The organism is Nocardioides sp. YIM B13467 (assembly GCF_042788075.1).
Lineage (GTDB): Bacteria > Actinomycetota > Actinomycetes > Propionibacteriales > Nocardioidaceae > Nocardioides.
In genome coordinates this window covers 4419587-4446520 of sequence record NZ_JBHZPJ010000046.1, presented here as the reverse complement: position 1 = coordinate 4446520, position 26934 = coordinate 4419587, and the positions used below count along the sequence as shown (strand labels likewise).

The following is a 26934-nucleotide window of genomic DNA, read 5'->3' as shown; positions in this document are numbered from 1 at the left end:
CGTGTTCGGGTTCGTCGGCTAACGTTCTTCTTGTCAGCCGCTGGTGACCCGAGACGCCAGCGGCTGACTTCTGTTTTGCCGCGCGAACTGACGCATCCGTCATGTTCCCATGGGTATTCATATGTGGCGCCCGGTCAGCGTGTCGTTGTCGTAAATACGACTCCGTGCACTGCGCGGTTATGAACCACTAACCTGATTGACCGGCTGCGCGGCCGATCGCCACTGTCCATGAGTCAGCATCGGCTGCTCCGCTTCGGCGGGGCCGGCTCAAGGAGAGTCTGCGTGAACAACAGACGCGTAGCACAGGGCCTGACCATGGCCCTCATTTCGGCAGTGGCCGCCATCAGCATGCCCACAGGCGTGCAGGCGGCCAGTGACCCCAAGCCCGGCAAGGATGCCGCGGCGTCCCAGGAGACCGACGACGGCCGCGCGGTCGTCAGCGGCAAGGAGGCCAGGACCAAGGCTGAGAAGTCGGCATCGGCCTTCGTCGCCGCCGACCCCGCGGCGCTGAAGCTCGGCGCCAAGGACGAGGCCGTCAGGCTGAAGACGTACCAGTCCTCCGGACTGCAGTACGTCTCCTACGACCGCAACCACCAGGGCCTGCGCGTCGTCGGCGGTGACTTCGTCGTCGCCGTGGACGCCGAGGGCAACCTGCTGGGCACCTCGGTCGCCCAGGACGCCCCGGTCAAGGTTTCCACCACGAAGCCTGCGATCACCGAGGCGAAGGCACGGACGGTCGCCAAGGGCCAGGTGACCAAGCCGGCGGTCGAGTCCAGCGAGCTGGTCATCGTCCAGGGCGAGTCCGGTTCGGACCTGGCGTACGAGACGATCGTGACCGGTACCCGAGCGGGCGAGCCCTCCCGGCTCTCGGTCTTCGTCGACGCCGCCACCGGCAAGGTGCTCTCCACCAAGGAGCACGTCGTCGAGGGCACCGGCAACTCGGGCTACTCCGGGTCCGTGTCGATCTCGACGCAGCTCTCCGGCTCGACGTACTCCATGACCGACCCGTCCGCGACGACGCTCAAGTGTCAGAACGCGAGCGGCAACGTCACCTACAGCGGCACCGACGACAGCTGGGGCAACGGCGACCCGACCAACCGGGAGACCGGCTGTGTCGACGCCTTCTACGCCGCCCAGCAGGAGAAGGGGATGCTGACCTCGTGGCTGGGTCGCTCGGGCATGGACGGCTCGGGTGGCTGGCTGCCGATCCGGGTGGGTCTGGCCGACGTGAACGCCTACTACGACGGCACCCAGGTGCAGATCGGCCACTCGCAGTCCGGCTCGCGCTGGATCGGCTCGCTCGACGTCGTCGCGCACGAGTTCGGCCACGGCATCGACGACCACACCCCCGGTGGGATCTCGGGTGGCAACACCCAGGAGTTCGTCGCGGACACCTTCGGTGCGGCGACCGAGTGGTACGACAACCAGACCGCCAACGACACCCCCGACTACACCGTTGGTGAGGAGGTCGACCTCGTGGGCGCCGGGCCGATCCGCAACATGTACAACCCCTCGCTGGTCGGCGACGACAACTGCTACTCGTCCTCGACGCCGGGCGACGAGGTCCACGCCGCGGCCGGACCCGGCAACCACTGGTTCTACCTGCTCGCCGAGGGCTCCAACCCGACCAACGGCCAGCCGACCTCGCCGACCTGCAACTCGTCCACCGTAACCGGTGTCGGGATCCAGAAGGCGATGAAGATCATGTACAACGCGATGCTGCTGAAGACCTCGTCGTCGTCGTACCTGAAGTACCGCACCTGGACGCTCACCGCGGCCAAGAACCTGTACGGCACCACGACCTGCACCGAGTTCAACGCGGTCAAGGCCGCCTGGAACGCCGTCTCGGTTCCGGCTCAGACCGGTGACCCGACCTGCACCCCGGGTGGCGGCAGCAGCCCCGTCACGGTGGCTTCGCCGGGCTCCAGGACCGGCACTGTCGGCACTGCGATCTCGTCCTTCACGGTCTCGGCCTCGGGTGGCACCTCGCCCTACACCTACACCGCGACCGGCCTGCCGGCGGGCGTCTCGATCTCGTCCTCGGGCACGGTCTCCGGTACGCCGACCACCGCCGGCACATACACGCCGACGGTCACCGCGACCGACGCTGCCGGTGTGACCGGCAGCGTGCAGTTCACCTTCACCGTCTCCGGCTCCGGAGGTGGCACCTGCTCGGGCCAGAAGCTGACCAACCCGGGCTTCGAGTCCGGTGCGACCGGCTGGACCGCCTCCTCGGGCGTGATCGACAGCTCGACCAGCGCGCCGGCGCACGCCGGGTCGTACAAGGCCTGGCTGAACGGCTACGGGTCGGCTCACACCGACACGCTCTCGCAGTCGGTCACCATCCCGTCGGGGTGTGCTGCGACGCTGACGTTCTGGCTCTACGTCGACTCCGATGAGACCACCACGACCACGGCGTACGACAAGCTGACGGTCAAGGCCGGGTCGACCACCCTGGCGACCTACTCCAACCTGAACAAGGGTTCGGGCTACGTCCAGAAGTCGCTCAGCCTCAGCGGTCAGGCGGGTTCGACGGTCACCCTCACCTTCACCGGGACGGAGGACTCCTCCCTCGGGACGAGCTTCCTGATCGATGACACGGCAGTGAACCTGTCGTAGGCGAGTGAAAGCACGGCGCCCCGCTTCCCTCTCGGGAGGCGGGGCGCCGTTGCTTGTACGTCAGTCGTGTGCGGTGAGGCCGCTCACCTGGCGGTGAGGATGAGCGGGCCGTCCTCGGTGATCGCGACGGTGTGCTCCATGTGGGCGCCACGGGAGCCGTCGGCGCTGCGCAGGGTCCAGCCGTCGGGGTCGGTGAAGATCTCGTCGGTGGTGTGCAGGAACCACGGCTCGATCGCGATGACGAGACCGGGCTGCAGCTTGAAGCCGCGGCCGGGACGACCGTCGTTGGCGATGTGTGGGTCGCCGTGCATCGTGCGGCCGACGCCGTGGCCGCCGAACTGGGTGTTGATCTTGAGGCCCTTCGCGCGGGCGACGCCGGCGATCGCGTGGGAGATGTCGCCGACCTTGTTGCCGACGCGCGCGGCGTCGATGCCGGCGGCGAGCGCCTGGGTGGTGGTCTCGATCAGGTCGAGGTCCTCCTGGCGGGGCGTACCGACGACGACGGAGAGGGCCGAGTCGGAGACCCAGCCGTCGACGCTGGCCGCGAAGTCGACGCTGAGCAGGTCGCCGTCCTGCAGCTTGTAGTCGAAGGGCAGGCCGTGCAGCACACCGTCGTTGACCGAGGTGCAGAGCACCTTCCCGAACGGCATCGCGCCGAAGCTCGGGTGGTAGTCGATGTAGCAGGACTCCGCGCCACGGTCCTTGATCATCTTGTGCGCCAGCTCGTCGAGCTCGAGCAGGTTGACACCCACGGCAGCGTGCTCGCGGAGTGCGGTCAGGACATCGGCCACGAATCGGCCGGCAGGCTTCATCTGCTCGATCTGGGTCGGGGTGCGCAGTTCGATCACAGGCACAGCGTATCCTGAGAACGGTTCTCACTAGAATTCAGCGGTACGTCAGCAGTGCTTATCGCTTCGGGCTCCGCTTCAGCAGCGAGCATCGCGCAGCGCGGCCGCCTTCGACGTCAGGAAACGGCGCTCGGCGAGATTGGTGGCCCGCACCGAGGCCAGATCGTACGCAGCGGCAGCACCGTCCAGGTCGCCGGCGAGCTCCAGCAGATGAGCGCGCACCGCGGGCACCCGCGGATGGTCCGCGAAGCCGCCGGCTCCGTTCTCGGCACAGTCGCGCAAGAGTTCGTCGAGCAGCGCGAGGGCGGGGCCCGGGCCGTCGGCGTACCCGACCGCGACGGCCTTGTTGAGCGTCACGATCGGCCCGGGCGCGATCTTCTCCAGCAACCCGTAGAGCGCGGTGATCTGCAGCCAGTCGGTCGTCGCCGCGGTGGGCGCGCGATTGTGGAGCGCGGCGATGGCCGCCTGGATCTGGTAGGTCCCCGGCCGGCCGGTGCCGATGACGGCGTCGACAAGCGCGATCCCCTCGCGGGTGGCCTCGTGGCGCCACAGACTCCGGTCCTGGTCGGCCAGCGGCACCACGGCGCCGTGCGCGTCGATCCGGGCGGGGCGGCGAGCATCGAGCAGCAGCATCAGGGCGAGCAGACCGCCGAGCTCGCCGTGCGCGCTCCCCGTCATCCGGGCGAGCGCGGTGCGGGCGAGGCGGGTCAGCCGGATCGCCTCGGCGCACAGGTCGACCCGCTGCAGCTGGTCGCCCTCGGTCGCGACGTACCCCTCGTTGAAGAGCAGGTAGAGCACCTTCATCATCGCCGGGATCCGCGCGGCGAGGTCGGCGGCGCCGTCGATCCCGAGCGAGCGGCCCTTGATCGTCGCCTTCGCCCGGGAGATCCGCTGCGCCATCGTCTTCTCCGGGACGAGGTAGGCGTTCGCGATCTCCCGGGTGGTGAGCCCGCCGACCGCGCGCAGGGTCAGCGCCACCGCCGAGGCCGGAGTCAGGCTGGGATGACAGCAGAGCAGGAGTACGTCGAGGGAGTCATCTGCTGAAGCGGAGCCCGAAGCGGTCGGATCGATTCCAGAGGCATCCTGCCCCTCGGGCTCGGCGAGATGGTCAGCCTGCTCGCGGTCGCGACGGCGCGACTCGCTGCGCTTGGCGTCGATGAGGCGGTGCGTCGCGGTGGCGATCAGCCAGCCGCGAGGGTTCTCCGGGACGCCGCGCTCCGGCCAGGTGCGTACCGCCTCGACGAGCGCCTCCTGGACGGCGTCCTCCGCGGCGTCGAAGTCCCCGCAGCGCCGGGTGACGACGGCGACGACCTGCGGAGTGAGGTCGCGCAAGAGGTCACCCGGCAACGCCTCGGTCACTCGATGCTCGCCTCGCCGAAGGCGATGGTGTCGTCGACGGAGGAGCCGTCGGTGCCGTGGTACATCCGGCGCACCTGGATCGGCTGCTCGATCGGCCGCCCGCCCGGGCCGGGCGCGGCGGAGTAGAGCCCGGCGATCTCCAGGGCCCGCTCCTCGGTCTCGGCGTCGATGATCATGTAGCCGGCGACCCACTCCTTGAACTCCTGGAACGGCCCGTCGGTGACGGTCTTGTCGGTGCCGTCGGAGGTCACCACGAACGCCTGGTCGGGCGGCGTCAGGGCCTCGACGTGCACCAGCTCGCCGGACTCGGTCAGGGCCTTGTTGAGCGCTTCGTAGTAGCTCATGTGGCCCTGCACCTCCTCCGGCTTCCACCCGGCCATCCCGCCGGGAGTCTCGTCGGTGCCGGCTTGGTAGTCGAGGATCATCAGGTAGCGAGGCATGTCCTCACCCTTCCACTTCGGACGCTCCTTGTAAGCGCCATTCACGGAGGGAACGGAGCTGGCTGCCCGATAACTACATGCTTCGGCGTACGACTTCGGCGTAGGTTTCTCGCCGTGCTGAAGGCCTATGACGAACAGCTGCGAACCGATGCCGAGACCTCCGGGGCGGTGTCGGTGACCCGGCACGGACCGCTGCGCCTCGCGACCTTCGGTGGCGGGCGCGGATTCATCTCCTACCAGGACCTCGACGGGGCCGACGCAGCCGGCGTCGAGGAGCTGGTCGCCGCGGCGGTCGCGCACTTCGATGCCGACCCGGCGATCGAGGAGGTCGAGTGGAAGACCCGCGGCCACGACCACGCCCCGGGGCTGCACGACACGCTGCTGCGGCACGGCTTCGCGGCCGACGATCCGGAGTCGATCATGGTCGGTGAGGCTGCGCTTCTGGCCGTCGACGTGCCCCTGCCGGATGGGATCGGCCTGCGTGCCATCACCAGCGAGCAGGACGTACGCGCCGCCAGCATCGTGCAGGACGGCGTCTTCGGCTCGCCGCCCTCGGAGGCTCGGGTCGAGAGTCAGTTGCGTGGGATCGCGGCGGGGGAGAGCGAGATGTGGGTGGCCGAGGCGGACGGAGAGATCGTCAGCGCCGGCCGGATCGACATGGTGCCGGGAACGGAGTTCGCCGGCATCTGGGGCGGTGCGACTCTGGAGAAGTGGCGCGGCCGCGGCATCTACCGCGCCCTCACCGCCGCTCGCGCCCGCACCGCCATCGCCCGGGGCAAGCGCTACATCCACAGCGACTCCACCGAGTTCTCCCGGCCGATCCTGGAGCGCTCGGGGCTGGCGAAGGTCGGCACCACCACGCCCTACGTCCGGCGCAGCCCTCGCTGATCAGGGAGCGACCGACGCGTCCTGCCCCGAGGTGGCCAGCGACTCGGCGATCCGGCCGCTCGCCTTCAGGTCCTCGACCAGCTCATGCAGGAAGCTCACGGTGGCAGGTCGGTGATCCGGCGCGATCGCCACGGCCTGGCGGATCTGCATGAACCGCGGCTCGACCAGCCGCAGACCGGGGTCGGCCGCGACGTGCCGGGTGAGGGGCTGCCGGATCCCGGCGGCGACCTCGAGCCCGAGCTCGCGGAAGGCGTCGATCCCGTCGGTGCCGCGTACGACCTCGGCGTTCACCAGCGTGCGGGTCAGGAAGAGGTCGTAGGCCGAGCCCTCCTTCACGCCGACCCGAACGCCCGGGCGGTCGACGTCGTCCGCGGTCCGGATCGGGGAGTCGGCCGCGACGGCGTAGACGCCCTCGATGAGGACGTACGGCGCGGTGAACTCGACCTCGGCGGCCCGGGCGGGCTCGACCGCGAGGAAGGCGACGTCGGCGGCCCCGGTCCGCAGCGCCTCGAAGGACTTGCGGGCGGCGTCGAAGCACTGGAAGGAGACCGGTACGCCGAGCCGGCTCGCCAGCTCTCGGGCGATGTCCACGGTGACCCCGCTCGGCGCCTCGGGGGTGCCTTGGGCGAGGACCGGGTTGCCGAGGTTGATCGAGGCACGCAGGGTTCCGGTCGGTGCCAGGTCGGCGGCGAGCTGGATCGGGTCAGGCATCAGAGTCCTTCGGCAGGAGAGTACGGATCGGGCCACCGGCCAGCCAGGCGGCGATGTCCTCGACGGCGCCACCGTAGAAGCGGCGGTAGTTGTCCTCGGTGACGTAGCCGAGGTGCGGCGTCGCCACCACGTTCGGGAGGTGGCGCAGCGCATCGTCGGCGGGAAGCGGCTCGACGTCGAAGACGTCCAGGCCCGCCCCGGCGATCGTGCCGGAGCCGAGGTGAGCGATGAGCGCCTCGGTGTCGACCAGTCCGGCGCGCGAGGTGTTGACCAGGTGGGCGGTCGGCTTCATCGAGGCCAGGTCGGCGTGTCCGACGATGTGTCGCGTGGTCTCCGACAGCACGAGATGGAGCGAGACGATGTCGCTGGTCTCGAACAGGGTGGCCTTGTCGACCGCGCGCACCCCGAGCGGCTCGGCGCGCTCGGCGCTGAGGTGGGGACTCCAGGCGATCACGTCCATCCCGAACGCCTGCCCGACGCCCGCGACCCGGGCGCCGATCTTGCCGAGACCGAGCAGGCCGAGGGTCCGGCCATGGAGGTCGCTCCCGACCGTCCGCTGCCAGCCGTGACCGGTCGCCTCGGTCACGACGTGGCGGGTCAGCGCGTGGATCAGCGCCCAGGTCAGCTCGACCGGCGGGTGCGGGCTCGACGGCGTGCCGCACACGGTGACCCCGAGCCGGGCCGCCGCAGCGAGATCGATCGAGGCGTTGCGCATCCCGGTCGTGACCAGCAGCTTCAGGTCGGGCAGCCGTTCCAGGACGGCCGAAGAGAACGGCGTACGCTCCCGCATCGCCACCACGATCTCGGCACCGTCGAGCGCCCGGACCAGAGCGTCCGGCCCGAGGTGCTCGGTCAGCGAGATCACCTCGACCCCGTCGAGAGAGTCCCATGCGGCGTACGTCCTCGCCACGTCCTGATAGTCGTCGAGAATCACGCAGCGCACGATCGCAACCTATCGGGTGGATGGTGTTCTGCTGTGGGCAGATCTGCCTGCGGCAGATTCGCTGGAATCCGGCGTACGCCTGGATCAGGCTCGACAGCATGACCCAGACACCCATCACGGCCGGGCCGCTCGACGAGCAGCTCACGGCACGACTGCAGAACCAGAGGATCATCGTGCTCGGCCAGGAGGTGGACGACGCGATCGCGAACCGGATCTGCGCCCAGCTGCTCCTGCTCAGCGCCGAGGACCCACACCGCGACATCTCTCTCTACATCAACTCACCGGGCGGCTCGGTGACCGCTGGGATGGCGATCTACGACGTGATGCACCTGATCCCCAACGACGTCTCCACGCTGGGGATGGGGATGGCGGCGAGCATGGGGCAGTTCCTGCTCACCGCCGGCACTCCGGGCAAGCGCTACGTCCTGCCGCACACCGAGGTGCTGCTGCACAAGGGGTCCGCGGGGATCGGCGGCTCGGCGGCCGACATCGAGGTGCAGGCCGCGCGGCTGGCGCGGATGACCGAGCAGATGCTGCGGATCACCGCCGAGCACACCGGTCAGAGCGTCGAGCAGATCGATCAGGACTCGCTGCGCGACCGGTGGTTCACCGCCGAGGAGGCGCGTGAGTACGGATTCGTGGACGAGGTGCTCAACGACGTGCAGTCGGTGACGCCGGTGCAGCAGCGCAGCGCCGCCTTCGGTCTCTCCGCGGCGGGAGGTGCGCGATGAGCTCCTACACGATCCCCTCGGTGATCGAGAAGACCCCGCGCGGCGAACGGGCGCTCGATGTCTACAGTCGCCTGCTCTCGGACCGGATCGTCTATCTCGGTACGCCGATCGACGACGGGGTCGCCAACGTGGTCATCGCGCAGCTGATCCACCTGGAGTCGGACGCGCCCGACACGCAGATCGAGCTCTATCTCAACTCGCCTGGCGGTGACCCGACCGCGATGCTGGGCATCTACGACACGATGCAGTTCCTGCGTTCGCCGGTGGCGACCACCTGCGTGGGCCAGGCGGCGGGCTCAGCGGCGGTGCTGCTGGCCGCGGGGGAGCCGGGGCGGCGTACGGTCCTGCCGCATGCGCGAGTGGTGCTGCAGCAGCCGGGCCAGGACGGTCAGCGGGGCGATGTCACCGACCTGCAGGTCGCGGCGAAGGAGATCGGCCGGGTGCGAGCCGAGATGGACGCGCTGCTGGCACGCCACACCGGTCAGAGCACCGACCAGATCCACGCCGACACCGAGCGTGACCTCGTCCTCGGGGCCGAGGAGGCGGTGGCGTACGGCCTGGTTGATGCAGTGCTGGAGAGCCGCAAGCTCGCCTCGGTGTGACCTGGGGTGACCTGGCCTGCGGAGGTCAGGCGGCGAGAGCCATGGGGCCGGACGGGCGGGCGCCCGCGCGCAGCGTGCGGGTGACCCGCTCGGTGAGGTCGACGAGGCCGAGGCCCAGCGCACCACCGACCGCCTCGAGCACCTCGGAGCTCGGCTCCTTTCGGCCGCGCTCGATCTCGGAGAGATACTGCGTCGAGACACCGGCATCGTCAGCGACGTCGGCCAGCGTGCGCTCCTGGCGGGACCGCTCGTCGCGGATCACCTTGCCGGCGGCCTCACGCCACAGCGGTGCCGGCTTGTCGTGGTCCGGCAGCGGATGGCCGGGAAACCTGATCACTTCGCCCATGCTGACACAGTAGCGCTCCACGCGAGGGCCGAACGGGCCGTTCGCGCCGGGCGAACAGACCCCTTACCAGGGGTTATATCGGTCGAACGATAGATGACAAGGACTTGCCAGCGAGGCCCGACACCCCGATAGTGGTCGCACAGTTTCGATCTTTGTAGGTCTACTGTGCACGACCAGAGAACTTGTCGAGTCGTTGGTATCACGGGGGAATCGTGTTGCATCGCAAGCAGATCGCCTTGGCTGGAATGGCAACGGGGCTGGCCATGACGAGCATCGGGATTGGTGGCCTGATCGTCGGCAACGCCGGAGCGGAAGAGCCAGGACACAGCTACGCCACGGACGAGTCCGGGGTCAGCCTGATCTCGCCGGTCTCGCCGGTGGCACCGTTGGAGAAGTCGTCCTCGACGCCGTCGCAGGCCGGTCCACCCAGCCAGATGGGTCCGGGGAGCGAGGTTCCCGAGATTGCTGAGCCGGTCCCGGCGAGCCCGCGGTCGGTCGAAGAGTCGGCAGACGGCTCGATGTCCCCGCTACCGGCGCGCCCCACTCAGGTGCCGTCGGAGCCGAGGCCTTCGGGCAGGCCGACCGGGTCGCCGAGCGAGCCCAGCCAGTCGCCGAGCGAAAGCCCGAGCGACCCGAGCGAGTCGCCGAGCGAGCCCAGCGAGTCGCCGAGCGAGCCGACCGAGTCGCCGAGTGAGCCCAGCGAGTCGCCGAGCGAGAGCCCGACCGACTGACTCCGACTCCTCGAGTGCCGGCCGCGATGCCCCCGGGTGGGTAACGCTCGCGGCGGCGCTGCCCTACGCTGTGCGCCACACCAGGCGCGGGGCGGGTACAGGGAGTCGAGTTGCAGAGCAAGCAGGTCGCCGTGGCAGGCATCCTGACCGGCGCGGTCATGACCGGTCTCGGGGTGGTCGTCCTACTCGCCGGCTTGGCGGAGGCCGAGCGACCCGTTCGTGACCCGGTCAAGGGTTTCGAAGACGTCGGGAACGCCTATCCCGATGTGGATCCGTTGCCGCCGCCCGGCTCGAAGCCGTCGGAGGGGCCCTCCGCGGGCTATTCGGCGCGTCCGCGTGGTGCGGCGGCCGATCGTGACAGCGCGACGCACGAACCGGGGGAGACCGACCCCTCCGCGGCTGGCGACCCGGACCGGCCGACGGCGTCGCGTGAGCCGGAGGAGCCCGCCGAGACCAGTGGCTCGACGCCCACCTCCAGGCCCACGCCCACGACGGAACCGGAGCCGACCGCCGAGCCGACCGAGTCGGCCGATCCGACCACGGAGCCGACGCCGACGGAGACCGCGACCCCGACTACGGAGCCGTAGTCACCATCCTCGCTCGCGCCATTCAGCGAGGTGCGGACGTTCGGCGCCGAGCGTGGAGTCGTCGCCGTGGCCCGGGTAGAACCAGGTCTCGTCGGGGAGGGTGCCGAAGATGCGCTCCTCGACATCGTCGAGCAGCTGGGTGAAACGTACGGGATCCTGCTGCGTGTTTCCGACGCCGCCCGGGAAGAGGCTGTCGCCGGTCCACAGGTGAGCCGTGCCTTCGGGGTCGCGGTAGACGAGAGCGACCGACCCGGGTGTGTGCCCGCGCAGCGCGATGACCTCGAGCGTGCAGTCGCCGACGGCGACGGTGTCTCCGTGGGAGAGCGTGCGAGAGACCGGTACGCCGGTGGCCTCCGTGATCGCGGCGGCATCGGGCTCGCCGGCGAGCGTGGCGGCGCCGGTCGCTGCGGTCACGTCGGCCAGGGCTCGGTGGTGGTCCCAGTGCTGGTGGGTGGTGACGACGGTGGCCAGCTCCTCGCCGATGAGGGGGAGCAGGGTCTCCGGCTCGGCCGCGGCGTCGATGAGGAGCTGCTCGCCGGTCGATCGGCAGCGCAGCAGGTAGCAGTTGTTGGACATCTGCGCGTCGACGGCGACCTTCGTGACGGTCAGCCGGTCGAGCTTTCGTACGTCGGCCGGGCCGCCCGGTTTCACCGCGCCTGTATAAGTGGTAGGGGCATCGCTCATGCGTCTATGCAAGCACGTCGGACACGACCAGAAGTAAAATGTCGGTGCTCCGTGAGAGGGTGCCGTCTGGGAGTCTTCCCAGCGTCGTATGATGCGAACATCTGTTCGACGCAGTAGCGCGATGCGATAAGCACTGGACGAGGAAAGAACGTGGCGGAGCAGCAGCTGATCATCCGGGGAGCCCGGGAGCACAACCTGAAGGATGTCTCCCTCGACCTGCCTCGGGACTCGATGATCGTGTTCACCGGCCTGTCCGGAAGTGGTAAGTCGAGCCTCGCGTTCGACACCATCTTCGCGGAGGGCCAGCGTCGCTACGTCGAGTCGCTGTCGGCCTACGCTCGGCAGTTCCTCGGTCAGATGGACAAGCCCGACGTCGACTTCATCGAGGGGCTCTCCCCGGCGGTGTCGATCGACCAGAAGTCGACCTCGAAGAACCCGCGCTCGACGGTCGGCACCATCACCGAGGTCTACGACTACCTGCGTCTGCTCTACGCGCGCGCGGGCCGTCCGCACTGCCCGACCTGTGGTGCGCCGATCGAGCGCCAGACGCCGCAGCAGATCGTCGACCACGTGCTCACGCTGGAGGAGGGGCGTCGCTTCCAGGTGCTGAGCCCGGTGATCCGGGCCCGCAAGGGGGAGTACGTCGAGCTCTTCAGCCAGCTGCAGCAGCAGGGCTACTCCCGGGTGCGGGTCGACGGCGAGACCCACCAGCTCGACGCTCCGCCCAAGCTGGAGAAGCAGAAGAAGCACACCATCGAGGTGGTCATCGACCGGCTCGCGGTCAAGGAGTCCTCCAAGCGGCGGCTGACCGACTCGGTCGAGACCGCGCTGGAGCTCGCCGGCGGGCTGGTCGTCTTCGACTTCGTCACTGGGCCTGATGGGGGGCCTGGCGAGCAGATGAAGTTCTCCGAGCGGATGTCGTGTCCCAACGACCACCTGCTCGACACCGACGAGCTCGAGCCGCGGTCGTTCTCGTTCAACTCGCCCTTCGGAGCCTGCCCGGCCTGCACCGGCCTGGGCACCCGGATGGAGGTCGACCCCGAGCTGGTCGTCCCCAACCCGGCCGCCACGCTGGCCGAGGGCGCGCTGCAGCCCTGGTCCCAGGCCCACGTCGCCGAATACTTCCTGCGCCTCCTGGAGGCTCTCGGCGGTGAGCTCGGCTTCGACCTGGACACCCCCTGGGACGACATCCCGGCCGCCGGGCAGAAGGCGATCCTCGACGGTCACGGACGCAAGGTGCACGTGGTCTCGGTCAACCGCTACGGCCGCCGCCGCTCCTACGACGCCGAGTTCGAGGGCGTACGCCGCTGGGTGGAGCGGCGCCACAAGGAGGCCGAGTCCGACACCACTCGGGAGCGCTTCGAGGGCTACATGCGCCAGGTGCCGTGCCCGACCTGCAAGGGCACGCGGCTCAAGCCCGTCTCGACCTCGGTGACACTCGGGGAGCGGAGCGAGGGCGGTCTCAACATCGCCGAGCTGTGCGCGCTGCCGATCAACGAGGCCGCGGAATGGCTCGACCAGGTCGAGCTCAGTGGCCGGGAGCGGCAGATCGCCGAGCAGGTCCTCAAGGAGATCCAGGCGCGACTGCGCTTCCTCCTCGACGTGGGCCTCGACTACCTCTCCCTGGAGCGGCCCTCGGGTTCGCTCTCCGGCGGTGAGGCCCAGCGGATCCGGCTGGCGACCCAGATCGGGTCCGGCCTGGTCGGCGTCCTCTACGTGCTGGACGAACCGTCCATCGGCCTCCACCAGCGCGACAACCACCGGCTGATCGAGACCCTCGAGCGGCTCAAGCGGCTCGGCAACACCCTGATCGTCGTCGAGCACGACGAGGACACGATCAAGGTCGCCGACTGGGTCGTCGACATCGGCCCCGGCGCCGGTGAGCACGGCGGCCAGGTGATCCACTCCGGCACGGTCGAGGAACTGCTCGCCAACGAGCAGTCGGTGACCGGTCAGTATCTGGCGGGCCGTCGCGAGATCGCCGTCCCGGCCGTACGCCGCCCCCGCACCGCCGGGCGCGAGCTGACCGTCCACGGTGCCAAGGAGAACAACCTCAAGGACATCGACGTCACCTTCCCGCTGGGGCTCTTCCTCGCGGTCACCGGCGTCTCCGGCTCGGGCAAGTCGACGCTCGTCAACGACATCCTCTACACCGCTCTGGCCAAGGAGTTCTACCGCGCCCGCACCGTTCCGGGCCGGCACACCAAGATCTCCGGCCTGGACAACGTCGACAAGGTGATCCACGTCGACCAGTCCCCGATCGGGCGTACGCCGCGGTCCAACCCGGCCACCTACACCGGGGTCTTCGACCACATCCGCAAGCTCTTCGCCTCCACCCCGGAGGCCAAGATGCGGGGCTACCTGCAGGGGCGGTTCTCGTTCAACGTCAAGGGCGGGCGCTGCGAGGCCTGCTCGGGTGACGGCACGATCAAGATCGAGATGAACTTCCTCCCCGATGTGTACGTCCCGTGCGAGGTCTGCCACGGCGCGCGCTACAACCGCGAGACGCTCGAGGTGCACTACAAGGGCAAGTCGATCGCCGAGGTGCTCGACATGCCGATCGAGGAGGCGGTGGAGTTCTTCGCCGCGGTGCCCGCGATCGCGCGTCACATGAAGACCCTGGTCGAGGTCGGCCTGGGCTACGTGCGGCTGGGGCAGCCCGCGACCACCCTGTCGGGTGGTGAGGCACAGCGGGTCAAGCTCTCCGCCGAGCTGCAGAAGCGCTCGACCGGCAAGACGCTCTACGTCCTCGACGAGCCCACCACCGGCCTCCACTTCGAGGACATCCGCAAGCTCATCGGTGTGCTCTCCTCGCTGGTCGACAAGGGCAACACGGTGCTGGTGATCGAGCACAACCTCGACGTGATCAAGACCGCCGACTGGATCATCGACATGGGTCCGGAGGGCGGCAACCGCGGCGGCACGGTGATCGCCGAAGGCACTCCCGAGACCGTCGCCGAGACCCCTGGCAGCCACACCGGTGGCTTCCTCGCCCCGCTGCTCGACGGCAAGGCCGCCGAGCAGCCACCGGACAAGCCGGTGAAGGCGAAGGCGGAGCCGGCCAAGACGGCAGCCAAGAAGACGGCGGCCAAGAAGACGGCGGCCAAGAAGACGGCGGCCAAGAAGAAGCCGGCGACGCGGAAGAAGGTCAGCGCCTCCTGACCCGAGATCGAGATTTGCCCGAAGGTTTGCGCTCGGCGAGGGACGTCCGTTGCCGACGTGCCTATTCTGGGCGGCATGAATGAATCTCGAATCACCCGGCGGAAGGTCGTCACCGGCACCGCGGTGACCGCGGTNCGCGACCGCGCCGGCCAGCTCGTCGGTCGAAGTCACCTTGCTGACCCCGAACGAGGACCCGGAGCGGGCCGGCTTCACGAAGACCGGATAGGGGAGTACGCCGGGATCGCCAATAGTCTGCACAGTGTCGCCGGGGAACAGAGTCCAGAACGTCGGCGTCGGGATCCCTGCCTCGCCGACGACCGTGTAGGCCAGCGACTTGTCCATGCACAGCGCCGAGCTCTGCACGTCGCAGCCGACGTACGGGATCCCGGAGAGCTCGAAGAGACCCTGGATCGCGCCGTCCTCGCCGAGCTTGCCGTGCAGGACCGGGAGCACGACGTCGAGCCGGATCGTCTCGTAGCTGCCCTCGCCGTTGCCCTGGTCGAGGACGAGCAGCCCGTGGACACTGCGGTCGGGGGAGAGCACGACCGGGCGGTGCGCGCCGTCCTCCCAGCTCGCCCCGGGGCCGTCGCACAGGCGCCAGTCACCGCTCTTGGTGATGCCGATCCAGTAGGCCTCGTACCTGTCGGCGTCGAGGTTCTTGGCCACCTCCTGCGCCGACTTCACCGAGACGGGGTGCTCCTCGAAGACGCCACCGAAGATGATGCCGACCTTGAGCTTAGACATGCGGAAACCTGCTTTCGAATTCACGACAGTTCACGATGGAGTTCTCGACCGTGTCCATGAGGGCATGGTCGGTGAAGTAGGCGATATGGGGGCTGATCAGCACATTCGGCATCTCCTGGAGCCGTTCCAGCCAGCCGTTGGGGAGCTCGCGTCCACGGAGGTCGGCATAGAAGATGCCCTCCTCGCCCTCGATGACGTCCAGCGCCGCACCGCCCAGCCGGCCCTCCTCGAGCGCGGTGATGAGCGCCGGCGTCTCGACGAGCGCGCCGCGACCGGTGTTGATGACGTACGCACCGGGTCGCATCCGGTCGATGCGCCGCCGGTCGAGGAGATGGTGCGACTCCTCGCTGAGCGGCGCGTGGAGGGTGACGATGTCGCTGCGCTCGACCAGCGTGTCCAGATCGACGTGCTCCACCCCCTCGGCCGCCGGCCGGGGCCGGATGTCATAGGCGAGTACGTCGCAGCCGAAGCCCCGCAGCCGGTCGATGACCGCCGCGCCGATCCGCCCGGTCCCGACCACGCCGACGGCCAGGTCGCGCAGCTCGCGGCCGCGGGTGGCCGCCGGGCGGTAGTCGTGGGCGTCGGTGCGCCGGATCGTCGACTTCGCCTGGCGCACCGACATGAGCATCAGCATCAACGTGTAGTCGGCCACGGAGTCGGGCGAATAGGAGACGTTTCCGACCGTTATCCCGATGCTCTCGGCGAAGTCGACATCGATGTGGTTGAAACCGACGCTTCGCGTCGAGATATACCGGACACCGCTCTTCTGCAGAGCGAGAAGGGTCTCGTTCGATATCGGCGACTTATGGCTGACGCTGATGCACCGGTCTCCGGCCGCGAACTCGACATTGTCCTCGGAGACGGGCTCGATCGTGGTCCTCAGCGAGACCCCGAGAGCGGGCGCCAGGGAGTCGAAAAGGAGGCTCTCATCAGGGGCGCAGCCGTAGACCGTGATCCCGACGGTCGGCGAGATCACGGTCTGCTCCATCGGCTCGGTCGGCGCCGTCAGGGTCGGCTCGTGGTAGATCATCGACGCCAGCAAACCCCAGGAGCAGTTGCGGCCCCGTATGGAATTTCCGATATGCCGACGATAGGTGCCTGCGTGGATCAACGTGGCCGGACCCGGGCGAGTTATCGTCCGTATATCGATTAGCTGATACACGCCGGCAACGTGGGATTTCGAAGACTGAGGGGATGATTCCCCTCAGCTTGGACGAAATCGCCTCGTTGGTCGGCGGGAAGGTCGTCGGCGACGGCTCGGTGACCGTGAGCGCGCCGGCCGTGATCGACGGACGCGAGGCCGACCCGGGCGGCCTCTTCGTCGCGTTCGCGGGTGAGCACACCGACGGCCACGAGTACGCACCCCAGGCCGCCGAGGCTGGGGCCGTCGCCGTGCTCGGCTCCCGCCCGACGGCGCTCCCGACGGTCGTCGTCGACGACGCGCAGGCCGCGCTCCAGCGGCTGGCCGCCCACGTCGTCGCGCTCCTGCGCGACGAGATGACCGTGGTCGCGGTCACCGGCTCCCAGGGCAAGACCAGCACCAAGGACATGATCGAGGCGGTGCTGGCGAGCGCGGCACCGACCGTCGCGACCTCCGGCTCGTTCAACAACGAGCTCGGCGTACCGCTCACCATGCTGCGCGCCGACACGTCCACGAGGTTCCTCGTCCTGGAGATGGGGGCCCGGCACATCGGCGACATCGCCGAGCTGACCGGCCTGGTCGCGCCGGACATCGCCGTCGTGACCAACGTCGGGCAGGCCCACCTGGGCGAGTTCGGGTCCCGCGAGGCCATCGCCGTGGCCAAGAGCGAGCTCGTGCGTGGGCTGGCGACCGCCGGCACGGCCGTGCTCCACGCCGACGACCCACGGGTGCTCGCGATGGGCGACCTCACCGACGGTCCGGTGCTGGCCTTCGGCGCCGGCGAGCGGGCGAGCGTACGCGTGCGCGACCTGTCCCTCGACCGGCTCGGCCGTCCCACCTTCACCCTTCAGCACGCCGCCGCCGAGGTCGTCGTCACGCTCCCGTTCGTCGGCGCCCACTGGACGCTCAACGCCGCGGCCGCCGCGGCGGCGGGGCTGGCCGCCGGGGTCCCGCTCGAGCAGGCCGCGACGGCGCTGAACACCGCCTCGATCTCGAAGTGGCGCATGGAGCTGCGCGCTCTCGCGAGCGGCGCGACCCTCCTCAACGACTCCTACAACGCCAACCCCGAGTCCACCCGCGCCGGTCTGGACGCGCTCGCCTCGATCGACGCCAGGCGCCGCATCGCCGTGCTCGGCGAGATGCTCGAGCTCGGCGAGGCGAGCCGCGACGCCCACCACGAGATCGGGGCGTACGCCGCTACCCGGGCCGACCTGGTCCTCACCGTCGGCGAGGCCGCCGCCGTGATCGCGGACGGTGCGGGACAGCGGGCGATCGCACTGCCCGACAACGCCGCCGCGAGCGAGTGGCTCCGGAGCCACCTCGCTCCCGGCGACGTCGTGCTCGTCAAGGCCTCACGCGGAGCCCGCCTCGACCAGGTCGCCGCGGCGCTCGGCTGAGGCTCCCGGACGCGGACGACGACGGCGCCACCACGGCCACGACAAGATCGCGGCGGCGGTGGCGCCGCCGGCGTTGAGGATGATGTCGTCGACCGAGGAGACCCGGCCGAGCGGCAGCAGGTGCTGCAGCACCTCGATCGACACCGAGGCGGCGCCGGCCAGGATCAGGACCCGCCACACCGAGCGGAGGGCCGGGAAGCGGATGGGGCCGAAGAAGCCAAGAGCGGCGAAGATCAGCAGGTTGCCGATCAGCCCGACGGGGCCCATGGTCGACATGTCCTCGAAGGGCACCAGGCTCACGTTGCCCGACAGGATGCCGTTGTTGCCGGGCAACAGCGTCAGCATCACACCCGGCACGGTGCCGTAGACGATGGCGACCTCCGCCAGCGAGTGGCGCCATGCCCGCCGCCAGGCGACGCCGAAGCCCCGGCGCAGGACGGCCAGCACCGGCACCGCCAGCACAGCCACCGGAAATGCCAGCATCGTCAGCACGACGATGCCCGTCTCGGTCAGCGACCCTGATTCGTTCACGATCATCGGAGCTCCTCTTCTCTTGTCGGACCTACCTTCATCGACCCCGCCGCCTCATGTAGAGGTCGAAGGCCCTGTAGACGATCGGCCGCAGCGGCAGGTCCCATTCGCCGACGTACCTCACCGCCTGCCCGCCGGTGCCGACCTTGAACTGGATCAGCCCGACGTGGGAGTCGTCGGTGGACAGGGTCGGGGTGATCCCGCGCAGGTCGTAGACGTCGCAGCCGGCGGCCAGCGAGTCTCGGATCATCGCCCACTGGCAGGCGTTGGAGCCGCGTACGTCCCGCTTCTCCGTGGAGGAGGCGCCGTAGACGTACCAGGCGTGGGCGCCGACGCGGACGTAGATCGTCGCGGCCACCAGGTCGCCGTCGTGACGGGCGAGGTAGAGCTTGATCCGTTCGCTGCCCTCGGCGGACAAGGCTGTGAACATCTTCTCGAAGTAGGCCAGCGGCCGCGGGGTGAAGCGGTCGCGCTCGGCGGTGTGGACGTAGAGGTCGTGGAACGCCTTCAGGTCCTCGCCGCCGACGGAGGTGGTGACCTCGACGCCGGCCTTGACGGCCTTCTTGATGTTGCGTCGCCAGAGCTGGTTCATCCCGGCGAGCACGTCGTCCTCGGACCGGGCGGTTCCATCCGGGTGGCGTAGCGGGATCTCGTACGTGAACTGCGGCTGCCCCGCCCCGAACCCGTCCTCGGGGCTCTGTGAGATCCAGCCGGAGTCGCGGAGATAGCGGGTCACCTCGGTGCCGACCGGATCGGGCCGCCCCGGGATGTCGGTGAGCCGCACGACATNAATGCGGCGCGTTGGGCGGCCGACGGCCCGCATTTTCCCGCCATGGCGGGAAAATGCCCCCGCTCCTATAGCAGCACCTTCCCGGGATTCATCACCCCGAGCGGGTCGATCGCCTGCTTGACGGCTCGCAGGAGGTCGACCTCGACACCCGTCTTGTACGCAGCAGCCGCGTCCCGCTTGAGCGCGCCGATCCCGTGCTCGGCGGAGATGCTGCCGCCGAGCGCCGTGACGGCGTCGTAGACGATCCGGGTCAGGGTGGGGGCGTCCCGCTTCAGCGCCGCGTCGTCGCCGACGGGCGCGGAGATGTTGTAGTGCAGGTTGCCGTCCCCGATGTGTCCGTACGTCACCAGCCGCAGCCCCGGCAGTGCGGCGAGCAGCGCCGGGCCGACCTCGGCGACGAACCGGGACAGGGCCGTGATCGGCAGGGTGACGTCGTGCTTGAGGGTCGCGCCCTCGCTCTTCTGCGCCTCCGAGACGCCTTCGCGCAGCGCCCACAGAGACTCGCGCTGAGCGGGGCTGCCGGCGACCACGGCGTCGAGGAGCAGCCCCTGTTCGGCGGCGGCCCCGAGCGCTGACTCGAGGCGCTCGTCCACGTCGGCGGAGGTGCCGGCGAGCTCGACGAGGCCGTACCACTCGTGCCGGTCCGCGAACGGGTCGCGCACGCCCGGCAGGTGGGCGAGGACCAGGTCGACGGCCTGGCGTCCGAGCAGCTCCCAGGTGGTCAGCTGCCCGCCGCCGTGCTCGCGGAGCAGGGGGAGGAGCGAGGTGGCCGCCTCCACCGACTCGAGCGCCACGAACGCCGTCGCCCGGCGCGGGGTCGCCGGCAGCAGCCGCAGCACCGCCGCGGTGACGACGCCGAGAGTGCCCTCGGAGCCGATGAACAGCTGCTTGAGGTCGTAGCCGGTGTTGTCCTTGCGCAGCGGCCGCAGCCCGTCCCAGACCCGGCCGTCGGGGAGCACGACCTCGAGGCCGAGCACCAGCTCGCGCATCATCCCGTAGCGCAGCACCGCGGTGCCGCCGGCGTTCGTCGCGATCGTGCCGCCGATGGTGCACGATCCCTCCGAGCCGAGAGAGAGCGGGAAGAGCCGCCCGGCGGCCGCGGCGGCCTCTTGGACGGTGGCGAGCGGGGTGCCGGCCTCGACGGTGAGGGTGTCGGCGACCGGGTCCACCTCCCGGACGCGGCGCATCCGGCCGAGCGAGAGCACCACCTGGTCGCCGCCGGAGTCAGGTACGCCGCCACCGACGAGGCCGGTGTTGCCGCCCTGCGGGACGATCCCGACGCCCGCCGCCGCACACAGCCGGATCGCGCTCGCGACCTGCTCGGTCGAGGCCGGGCGCACCACCGCGAGGGCGGTGCCGGTGAAGCTGCCGGTCCAGTCGGTGACGTACGCCGCCATGTCGACCGGATCGGTCAGCACGGCGCTCTCGCCGAGGGCGGTGCGCAGGTCATGGACGAGGTCGGTCACGGTTCTCCTTCGGTCGGTGGGGGCGGCCGCGGTCATGCCGACCGCAGCCGTACGTGCTCGGGGCCGATCGAGGCGATGTCGGGAGTGCCGAGCAGGCACATCGCCCGCCGCAGCTCCTCGACCAGCAGCGTCAGGGTGGCGTCGACGCCCTGCTGCCCGGCGACCATCAGGCCGTAGAGGTAGGGCCGACCGATCACCACGCCGCGGGCGCCGAGGCCGAGGGCCGCCGCGATGTCGCCGCCGGAGCGGACGCCGGAGTCGAGGTACACCTCCGTGCGGTCGCCGACCGCGTCGACCACCGCCGGCAGCAGCTCCAGCGGGACCGGGGCGCGGTCGAGCTGGCGGCCGCCGTGGTTGGAGAGCACCAGTGCGTCGGCACCGGCGTCGACGGCGGCCACGGCGTCGGCGACCGAGAGCACGCCCTTGACGACCACCGGGCCGTCCCAGTGTTCCTTGAGCCAGCCGATGTCGGAGGGCCGGATCGCCTGCTCGCGCAGCTCGTTGGACATGCCCCAGCGGCCGTGGTGCGATCCCTCGGGGAACGTCGCGAACCGCAGCGGCTCGGTGGTCAGGATGTTGGCGACCCAGCCGGGATGGCGGGTCATGTCCGCGAACGTACGCAGGCTCAGCTGGGGCGGGATCGCGAACCCGTTGAGCTTGTCCTTGCGCTTCATCCCCGTCACTGTCGTGTCGATGGTCAGCATCAGCGCCTCATAGCCCTGCGAGGCCGCCTCGGTGATGTGGCCCAGGGTCACCGCCCGGTCCTTCATCAGATAGACCTGGAACCAGTTGCGCCCCTGCGGTGCCGCGCAGGCGACGTCGGTGATCGAGGTCGTCGCGTACGTCGAGAGCGTGTAGGGCAGCCCGGCCGCGGCCGCAGCCGCGGCGACCGCCCGCTCACCGGTGTGGTGGCTGAGCCGGGTGTAGCCGGTCGGCGCCAGCACGATCGGTGCCGCCGAGGGCCGCCCGAGGATCGACGTACGCACCTCCGGCTCGCCCACCTGGCCGAAGGCAGTGGGCCGTAGCTCCACGCGGTCGAAGGCGTCCCGGTTCCGGCGCATCGCGTGCTCGCCGTCCGAGCCGCCGTAGACGTAGTCCCAGACCGCCGTCGGCACCCGCCGGCGCGCGGCCCGCTCCAGGTCGTCGACGCTGAGGCAGCGGGCCAGCCGGCGGTCGGCGGCTCGCCACCGGAACGGTCGCGGTCGCAGGAAGGGCGCCAGATCGCGCCATCGGGGGACCTGCCGGACGACTTGCCGGACAACCTGGGAATCGGCGGCCACGCTCTGGACTCCTCATCACTCATCGGATAAGTTCTGAACTTGTCATACAACTTAGCCCATCGAGGAGCATCCCGCCATGGCCGCCGACCGCATCACCTCACTGACTCTCTCCCACGTCGTCCTCCCGCTCGAGAACCCGGTCAGTGACGCCAAGGTGCTCACCGGGCGGCAGAAGCCGCTCACCGAGACCGTGCTGCTCTTCGTCGAGGTGACCACCGAGCAGGGCTTCGAGGGCATGGGCTTCAGCTACTCCAAGCGCGCCGGTGGCCCGGCGCAGTACGCCCACCTCAAGGAGATCGCCCAGGTCGCCATCGGCCAGGACCCCTCCGACATCGCCAAGATCTACGAGTCGCTGATGTGGGCCGGCGCCTCCGTCGGTCGCAGCGGCGTGGCGACCCAGGCCGTGGCCGCCCTCGACGTGGCGCTCTACGATCTCAAGGCGCGCCGCGCCGGCCTGCCCCTGGCCAAGCTGCTCGGCGCCCACCGTGACTCCTGCCGCGTCTACAACACCTCCGGCGGCTTCCTTCAGGCGAGTGTCGAGGAGATCAAGGAGAAGGCCACCGCCTCGCTCGAGGCCGGCATCGGCGGCATCAAGATCAAGGTCGGCCAGCCCGACTGGGCCGAGGACCTGCGCCGCGTCGCCGCCCTGCGCGAGCACCTCGGCGACACCCCGTTCATGGTCGACGCCAACCAGCAGTGGGACCGCGCCCGCGCCCGCCGGATGTGTCGTGAGCTCGAGCAGTTCGACCTGATCTGGATCGAGGAGCCGCTCGACGCCTGGGACGCGGTCGGCCACGCCGACCTTTCGCGTACGTTCGACACCCCGATCGCCACCGGCGAGATGCTGACCTCGGTGCCCGAGCACATGGCGCTCATCGACGCCGGCTACCGCGGCATCGTGCAGCCCGACGCGCCGCGCATCGGCGGGATCACCCCGTTCCTGAAGTTCGCCACCCTCGCCGCCCACGCCGGTCTGGCGCTCGCGCCGCACTACGCGATGGAGATCCACCTGCACCTGGCCGCGGCCTACCCGACCGAGCCGTGGGTCGAGCACTTCGAGTGGCTCAACCCGCTCTTCGAGGAGCGCATCGACATCCACGACGGCCAGATGTGGGTCCCGGACCGTCCGGGTCTCGGCTTCACTCTCAGTGACCAGATGCGCAAGCTCACCGTGGAGACGGCTAAGTTCTCGGCATGACAGTTAGCGCCGGGCTCGCCGACCGCGTGGTCTCCGGGATCAAGGACCAGATCCTGGCCGGGGACCTCGCTCCGGGGNTCCTGATCCCCTGGCAACACGATGGCGGCCCTCCCGGTTTCCGGGAGGGCCGCCTTCATGTAGCTGCTAGTACGACAGCCCGTGCCCGAGCGGGAAGAGGTCCGGGATCTCCACCGGGAGCTTGCCGCTCGGGTTCACCTCCCCGTAGAGCACCCGCACCAGCGACTCGAGCTGGTGAGAGGTGTAGCCGTAGGTGTCGAGCACCGTGGCGGCCTCGGGGAAGGAAGTGACGTCGTAGGGGTTGCGCATCGCGGTCACGATCACCGGGGTGTCGGTGGCGAGCAGCGCCTTGACCAGCTTGGTCTGGGCCACGGACGCCGGGGTCGGCTGGCCGGTCGCCGGGTTGATCTGCCAGGCGTTGTTGGTCGGCACCACCACCAGATCCTTGCCCGCGGCGGCCTCGACGGCGGCGTCGATCTGCGCGTCGGTCGGGGTGGTTCCCGACTGCAGCACCTGGGTCGTCGCGCCGCGCTTCTGGAGCCCGGCCGCGATGCCCGCCGTCGTGTCCACACCCCAGCCCGCGACCAGGACGTTCTTCGCTCCGGGAGCCAGCGGCAGCAGGTCGTCGTCGTTCTTCACGAGCGTGGTGGTGCGATCGGAGATCGCCTGGGCGTCGGCCTTGTGCACCGGGTTGCTGAAGACCGCCGAAGCGGCAGCCGGGTCGACGTACGGGCTCTTGAAGATCTGGTTGTCGAGCTTGTGCTTCAGAATCCGGTAGACCGACTCGTCGAGCCGTTTGCGGGAGATGGTGCCGTCCTTGACGGCGTCGAGGACCGCGGCGTACGCCGTGTCCATCTGCGGCGGGATGAGCAGCTGGTCGGCGCCGGCGAGGAATGCCTCGACCGGGGCGACGTCGGGTGGGTACGTCGCGCTCGCGCCCTGCATGTCGAGGGCGTCGGTCACGATCAGGCCGTCGAAGCCCATCTCCTCGCGGAGCAGGCCGGTGAGGATCGGCTCGGACATGGTGGCCGGTTCGCCGCTCGGGTCGATCGCGGGCACGGTCACGTGGGCCGTCATGATCGCGTCGATCCCGGCGTCGATCGCGGCCTCGAACGGCGGCAGGTCGATCGCCTCGAGCTCCTCGCGGCTGTGGGTCACCTCGGGCAGCCCGTAGTGGCTGTCGGTGCCGGTGTCGCCGTGGCCCGGGAAGTGCTTGGCGATCGAGGAGAGGTCGCCGTCGTCGAAGCCGCCGACCTCGGCCTCGACGATGTCGGAGACCGCGGCCGAGTCGGCCCCGGCCGAGCGGATCCCGATCACCGGGTTGTTGGGGTTGAGGTTGACGTCGGCGACGGGCGCGTAGTCCTGGGTGACCCCGACCGCGGCCAGCTCGGTGCCGATCACCTCGGCCGACCGGGCGGCATCGTCGGTCGAGCCGCCGGCGCCCAGGGCCATCTGGCCGGGCATCTGGGTCGCGCCGCTGGCCGGCCCGAAGCGGGCCACGAGCGCGCCGCCCTCCTGGTCGACGGCGATGTTGAGCGGGATCTTGGGCCGCTGCTGCAGTGCGGCCTGCTGGAGACCGTTGGAGAGCGTCGCCACTTGGGCCGCGTCACCGATGTTGTCGGGGCCGCGGGTGGTGAAGTAGATGACCCCACCGGGCTGGTACTTGGCGATCGCCTGAGCCGGGGTGTCCACCCCGTAGAGCCGCTGGTTGCCGGCCTTCGCCGCGTCGCTGACGTTGTTGGCGTCGCGTCCGTAGACCTCGATCACGAAGAGCTGGCCGACCTTCTGCCGCAGCGACATGTGTTGCATCAGCGAGACGATCTGGCCGTGCTGCGTCGGCGTCTTGGCGGCGGTCGTCGCGGGCGGATCCGGCTCTGCGGCGTGGGTTGCTGCGTACGGCGTCGCAACGGCCACCGCGGCCGCGAGTCCCGCAGCCGCCAACCTTCCGCGTCTGGTCAGTGTCGTTCTGCTCATGACAACCTCCCCATCTGCACCGCTGGTACGCGGCACGGCGATTCACTCTAGGGGCTACCAACCGGTCACGGAAGAAAATTCCCGAGTCCGCACATCTGGCCCGCCGAATCTGCACTTGTGGAGGACGAAACTCGACCTTCGTCGTCCACAACTGCAGATTCGCCTGCCGATGCCACCGATTCGGCGGACGAGTTTTGCCGGATCGGTGGACAGAACGGCCTCGCAGGGCCAGGGTGAACCTTCGTGCGCATCGTTGTCGGAGCCGCAGCGGCGGCCACTCTCGCTCTCACCACCCTCACCTTCGCGCCGGCGGCGCAGGCTGTGCAGTCAGTGCGGTCAGGGGGTGCGTACGACTGGACGTCTGTGAACGTCGATACGACACAGGGGTTCCGGGCGCTGGACGCCGTCGACGCGAAGACCGCGTGGGTCGGCGGGGACGGCGGGGGAGTTTTCCGCACGTCCGATGGCGGCCGGACCTGGGACGAGGTCTCGCCGCCGGAATCCGACGGGCTCCTCTTCCGCGACGTCGAGGCGCGCTCGGCGAGCGAGGCGGTGGTGCTCTCCATCGGGGAGGGCGAGGCGAGCCGGATCTACAAGACCGTCGACGGCGGAGCGACCTGGACCGAGACGTTCCGGTCCGCGGAGCCGTCCGCGTTCTACAACTGCGTCGACTTCTGGCCCGGCGGCAAGCGCGGGATCGCGATGAGCGACCCGGTCGACGGCGAGTGGCGCATCATCACGACCTCGGACGGCGGCGACACCTGGACGATCGCCGACACGCGCGGCCTGGAGGCGCCGGGCGAGTTCGGCTACTCGGCCAGCGGGACCTGCCTGGTGACCGCGGGTGCGCGCGACGCCTGGATCGGCGGTGGCGGCGCCGCCGCGAAGATCTACGCCACCCACGACGGTGGTCGTTCCTGGTCCGCCGCCGACTCCACGATCGCGACCGGCGAGGCCGCCGGCGTCTTCGGGCTCGGCTTCCGCAACCCTCGCCAGGGGATCGCGGTCGGTGGCGACTTCGGCCTCGAGGACGACGGCGTCGACCGCGCCGCCTACTCCACCGACGGTGGCCGCACCTGGACCAACTCCAGCTCTGACCTGGGCGGATATCGCGAAGCGGTCGCCTGGATCGGCGGCCGCACCGCGATCGCCGTCGGCCCCAACGGCAGCGACATCAGCTACGACAACGGCCGCTCCTGGAAGCCGTTCGGCGCCACCCAGACCCGCTTCCACACCGTCGACTGTGCCAAAGGCACCTGCTGGGCCGCCGGTGCGGGCGGGCGGGTCGGGGTGCTCGCCCGCTGAGGTCAGATCTTGAGGCCGATCGTCATCGGTCCGCTCGAGGTCATCTCGTGCTCGCCGCGCTCGATGCAGAACTCGTTGCCCTCGGGGTCGCGGAGCGCGACGAAGCCGCTCCCGTCCTCCTTGCGGTGGTCACCGAAGACGGTCGCGCCGAGCGAGAGCGCACGCTCGACGAGCTCGTCGCGGGTGGTGTCCTCCGGCTTGATGTCGATGTGGACCCGGTTCTTCGCCGACTTCGCCTCGGGCACCGGGACGAAGAGGAACATCAGCTCCTTCGACGGGAAGCTGCGGGCGACGATCACCTCGGGGTCCTCGTCGTAGAAGAGGTGCCAGCCGGTGACCGCCGACCAGAACTCCCCGAGCTTGCGGGGGTCGGCACAGTCGAACGTCAGATGGCGGATCTGGATAGTCATGGCCGGATCATCCACCGAAGCCCGTCCGA

Annotated in this window: 23 protein-coding genes and 2 pseudogenes; 10 read left to right on the top strand and 15 right to left on the bottom strand. The window is 69.8% G+C overall.

All coding sequences use genetic code 11. The features are described from left to right. The first annotated feature begins 282 nt into the window (after window positions 1–282). The gene (locus ACFX43_RS28570; protein WP_378840284.1) at window positions 283–2619 is read left to right on the top strand and encodes a M4 family metallopeptidase; all 2337 of its coding nucleotides are present in this window, start codon (window positions 283–285) and stop codon (window positions 2617–2619) included. A gap of 83 nt (window positions 2620–2702) precedes the next feature. Here the strand turns inward: ACFX43_RS28570 and map are convergent, their stop codons facing one another. The 3 genes from map to ACFX43_RS28555 form a co-directional block, all read right to left on the bottom strand. Continuing rightward, window positions 2703–3467: a type I methionyl aminopeptidase gene (gene map / locus ACFX43_RS28565; RefSeq protein WP_378841199.1), complete on the bottom strand. Its 765-nt coding sequence runs from the start codon at window positions 3465–3467 to the stop codon at window positions 2703–2705. 78 nt (window positions 3468–3545) lie between these two features. Continuing rightward, complete coding sequence (locus ACFX43_RS28560; protein WP_378840281.1) at window positions 3546–4826, bottom strand: RNA polymerase sigma factor; 1281 nt, start codon at window positions 4824–4826, stop codon at window positions 3546–3548. Beyond that, a complete protein-coding gene (locus tag ACFX43_RS28555; protein ID WP_378840277.1) occupies window positions 4823–5266 on the bottom strand; it encodes a YciI family protein in 444 nt (147 codons plus the stop codon). The genes ACFX43_RS28560 and ACFX43_RS28555 overlap by 4 nt, the downstream gene beginning before the upstream one ends. Window positions 5267–5380: 114 nt before the next feature. On the opposite strand from ACFX43_RS28555, the gene ACFX43_RS28550 reads away from it, so the two are divergent. Next, complete coding sequence (locus tag ACFX43_RS28550; RefSeq protein WP_378840273.1) at window positions 5381–6154, top strand: GNAT family N-acetyltransferase; 774 nt, start codon at window positions 5381–5383, stop codon at window positions 6152–6154. On the opposite strand, the gene ACFX43_RS28545 is transcribed toward ACFX43_RS28550, so the two are convergent. Continuing rightward, window positions 6155–6865, bottom strand: a complete 711-nt coding sequence (locus tag ACFX43_RS28545) for a transporter substrate-binding domain-containing protein (protein ID WP_378840268.1) — start codon at window positions 6863–6865, stop codon at window positions 6155–6157. It abuts the gene before it with no gap. Then, window positions 6858–7808, bottom strand: coding sequence for a D-2-hydroxyacid dehydrogenase family protein (locus ACFX43_RS28540; protein ID WP_378840263.1), 951 nt, complete (start codon window positions 7806–7808; stop codon window positions 6858–6860). Before ACFX43_RS28540 ends, ACFX43_RS28545 begins: the two co-directional genes overlap by 8 nt. 98 nt (window positions 7809–7906) lie before the next feature. Here ACFX43_RS28540 and ACFX43_RS28535 point away from each other — a divergent pair, with 98 nt between their 5' ends. Together ACFX43_RS28535 and ACFX43_RS28530 are read left to right on the top strand one after the other, a co-directional pair. Next, on the top strand, window positions 7907–8539 hold the full coding sequence (locus ACFX43_RS28535; RefSeq protein ID WP_378840260.1) for a ClpP family protease: 633 nt from the start codon (window positions 7907–7909) through the stop codon (window positions 8537–8539). Then, complete coding sequence (locus ACFX43_RS28530) at window positions 8536–9141, top strand: ClpP family protease (protein ID WP_378840255.1); 606 nt, start codon at window positions 8536–8538, stop codon at window positions 9139–9141. Before ACFX43_RS28535 ends, ACFX43_RS28530 begins: the two co-directional genes overlap by 4 nt. A gap of 25 nt (window positions 9142–9166) precedes the next feature. Here ACFX43_RS28530 and ACFX43_RS28525 read toward each other — a convergent pair whose 3' ends face one another. Further along, window positions 9167–9487: a helix-turn-helix domain-containing protein gene (locus ACFX43_RS28525; protein WP_378840252.1), complete on the bottom strand. Its 321-nt coding sequence runs from the start codon at window positions 9485–9487 to the stop codon at window positions 9167–9169. A gap of 263 nt (window positions 9488–9750) precedes the next feature. Here ACFX43_RS28525 and ACFX43_RS28520 point away from each other — a divergent pair, with 263 nt between their 5' ends. Both ACFX43_RS28520 and ACFX43_RS28515 read left to right on the top strand, forming a co-directional pair. Beyond that, window positions 9751–10218, top strand: coding sequence for a hypothetical protein (locus ACFX43_RS28520; protein WP_378840247.1), 468 nt, complete (start codon window positions 9751–9753; stop codon window positions 10216–10218). Between the two features lie 110 nt (window positions 10219–10328). After that, window positions 10329–10805, top strand: a complete 477-nt coding sequence (locus ACFX43_RS28515; protein ID WP_378840245.1) for a hypothetical protein — start codon at window positions 10329–10331, stop codon at window positions 10803–10805. Here the strand turns inward: ACFX43_RS28515 and ACFX43_RS28510 are convergent, their stop codons facing one another. Then, window positions 10806–11489: an MBL fold metallo-hydrolase gene (locus ACFX43_RS28510; RefSeq protein WP_378841192.1), complete on the bottom strand. Its 684-nt coding sequence runs from the start codon at window positions 11487–11489 to the stop codon at window positions 10806–10808. Window positions 11490–11639: 150 nt separating this feature from the next. Between ACFX43_RS28510 and uvrA the strand changes: the two genes are divergently transcribed. Then, window positions 11640–14651 (top strand): excinuclease ABC subunit UvrA, encoded by a 3012-nt coding sequence (uvrA, locus tag ACFX43_RS28505; protein ID WP_378840243.1) that lies wholly within the window; start codon window positions 11640–11642, stop codon window positions 14649–14651. A gap of 138 nt (window positions 14652–14789) precedes the next feature. Here uvrA and ACFX43_RS28500 read toward each other — a convergent pair. Then, window positions 14790–15395, bottom strand: a pseudogene (locus ACFX43_RS28500) (D-alanine--(R)-lactate ligase); the annotation flags it as partial. After that, window positions 15388–16383, bottom strand: a complete 996-nt coding sequence (locus ACFX43_RS28495; RefSeq protein ID WP_378841187.1) for a D-isomer specific 2-hydroxyacid dehydrogenase family protein — start codon at window positions 16381–16383, stop codon at window positions 15388–15390. The pseudogene ACFX43_RS28500 and the gene ACFX43_RS28495, both read right to left, overlap by 8 nt. A gap of 206 nt (window positions 16384–16589) precedes the next feature. Between ACFX43_RS28495 and murF the strand changes: the two genes are divergently transcribed. Further along, a complete protein-coding gene (murF, locus tag ACFX43_RS28490) occupies window positions 16590–17933 on the top strand; it encodes a UDP-N-acetylmuramoyl-tripeptide--D-alanyl-D-alanine ligase (protein WP_378840239.1) in 1344 nt (447 codons plus the stop codon). Here the strand turns inward: murF and ACFX43_RS28485 are convergent. The 4 genes and pseudogenes from ACFX43_RS28485 to ACFX43_RS28470 form a co-directional block, all read right to left on the bottom strand. Then, window positions 17889–18470 (bottom strand): VanZ family protein, encoded by a 582-nt coding sequence (locus ACFX43_RS28485; RefSeq protein ID WP_378840232.1) that lies wholly within the window; start codon window positions 18468–18470, stop codon window positions 17889–17891. The genes murF and ACFX43_RS28485 overlap by 45 nt on opposite strands. A 31-nt stretch (window positions 18471–18501) precedes the next feature. After that, window positions 18502–19233 (bottom strand): annotated as a pseudogene (locus ACFX43_RS28480) (lipid II:glycine glycyltransferase FemX); the annotation flags it as partial. Between the two features lie 86 nt (window positions 19234–19319). Then, window positions 19320–20720, bottom strand: coding sequence for an FAD-binding oxidoreductase (locus tag ACFX43_RS28475; RefSeq protein ID WP_378840229.1), 1401 nt, complete (start codon window positions 20718–20720; stop codon window positions 19320–19322). Window positions 20721–20752: 32 nt separating this feature from the next. After that, on the bottom strand, window positions 20753–22000 hold the full coding sequence (locus ACFX43_RS28470) for an alpha-hydroxy acid oxidase (protein ID WP_378840226.1): 1248 nt from the start codon (window positions 21998–22000) through the stop codon (window positions 20753–20755). Window positions 22001–22076: 76 nt separating this feature from the next. Between ACFX43_RS28470 and ACFX43_RS28465 the strand changes: the two genes are divergently transcribed. Continuing rightward, window positions 22077–23198: a mandelate racemase/muconate lactonizing enzyme family protein gene (locus ACFX43_RS28465; RefSeq protein ID WP_378840223.1), complete on the top strand. Its 1122-nt coding sequence runs from the start codon at window positions 22077–22079 to the stop codon at window positions 23196–23198. 144 nt (window positions 23199–23342) lie between these two features. On the opposite strand, the gene ACFX43_RS28460 is transcribed toward ACFX43_RS28465, so the two are convergent. Further along, the gene (locus ACFX43_RS28460) at window positions 23343–25190 is read right to left on the bottom strand and encodes a glycoside hydrolase family 3 protein (RefSeq protein ID WP_378840216.1); all 1848 of its coding nucleotides are present in this window, start codon (window positions 25188–25190) and stop codon (window positions 23343–23345) included. 243 nt (window positions 25191–25433) lie between these two features. On the opposite strand from ACFX43_RS28460, the gene ACFX43_RS28455 reads away from it, so the two are divergent. Further along, window positions 25434–26495: a WD40/YVTN/BNR-like repeat-containing protein gene (locus tag ACFX43_RS28455; RefSeq protein ID WP_378840210.1), complete on the top strand. Its 1062-nt coding sequence runs from the start codon at window positions 25434–25436 to the stop codon at window positions 26493–26495. A 2-nt stretch (window positions 26496–26497) separates the two neighbouring features. On the opposite strand, the gene ACFX43_RS28450 is transcribed toward ACFX43_RS28455, so the two are convergent. Then, the gene (locus ACFX43_RS28450) at window positions 26498–26905 is read right to left on the bottom strand and encodes a VOC family protein (protein ID WP_378840206.1); all 408 of its coding nucleotides are present in this window, start codon (window positions 26903–26905) and stop codon (window positions 26498–26500) included. Window positions 26906–26934: the final 29 nt, after the last annotated feature.

Coding starts and splice junctions, on each gene's coding strand:
- ACFX43_RS28485 (WP_378840232.1), bottom strand. CDS start 18,470: ATGATCGTGAACGAATCAGGGTCGCTGACCGAGACGGGCATCGTCGTG.
- ACFX43_RS28460 (WP_378840216.1), bottom strand. CDS start 25,190: ATGAGCAGAACGACACTGACCAGACGCGGAAGGTTGGCGGCTGCGGGA.
- ACFX43_RS28525 (WP_378840252.1), bottom strand. CDS start 9,487: ATGGGCGAAGTGATCAGGTTTCCCGGCCATCCGCTGCCGGACCACGAC.
- ACFX43_RS28465 (WP_378840223.1), top strand. CDS start 22,077: ATGGCCGCCGACCGCATCACCTCACTGACTCTCTCCCACGTCGTCCTC.
- ACFX43_RS28535 (WP_378840260.1), top strand. CDS start 7,907: ATGACCCAGACACCCATCACGGCCGGGCCGCTCGACGAGCAGCTCACG.
- ACFX43_RS28450 (WP_378840206.1), bottom strand. CDS start 26,905: ATGACTATCCAGATCCGCCATCTGACGTTCGACTGTGCCGACCCCCGC.
- ACFX43_RS28555 (WP_378840277.1), bottom strand. CDS start 5,266: ATGCCTCGCTACCTGATGATCCTCGACTACCAAGCCGGCACCGACGAG.
- ACFX43_RS28545 (WP_378840268.1), bottom strand. CDS start 6,865: ATGCCTGACCCGATCCAGCTCGCCGCCGACCTGGCACCGACCGGAACC.
- ACFX43_RS28495 (WP_378841187.1), bottom strand. CDS start 16,383: ATGGAGCAGACCGTGATCTCGCCGACCGTCGGGATCACGGTCTACGGC.
- ACFX43_RS28510 (WP_378841192.1), bottom strand. CDS start 11,489: ATGAGCGATGCCCCTACCACTTATACAGGCGCGGTGAAACCGGGCGGC.
- murF (WP_378840239.1), top strand. CDS start 16,590: ATGATTCCCCTCAGCTTGGACGAAATCGCCTCGTTGGTCGGCGGGAAG.
- ACFX43_RS28520 (WP_378840247.1), top strand. CDS start 9,751: ATGACGAGCATCGGGATTGGTGGCCTGATCGTCGGCAACGCCGGAGCG.
- ACFX43_RS28530 (WP_378840255.1), top strand. CDS start 8,536: ATGAGCTCCTACACGATCCCCTCGGTGATCGAGAAGACCCCGCGCGGC.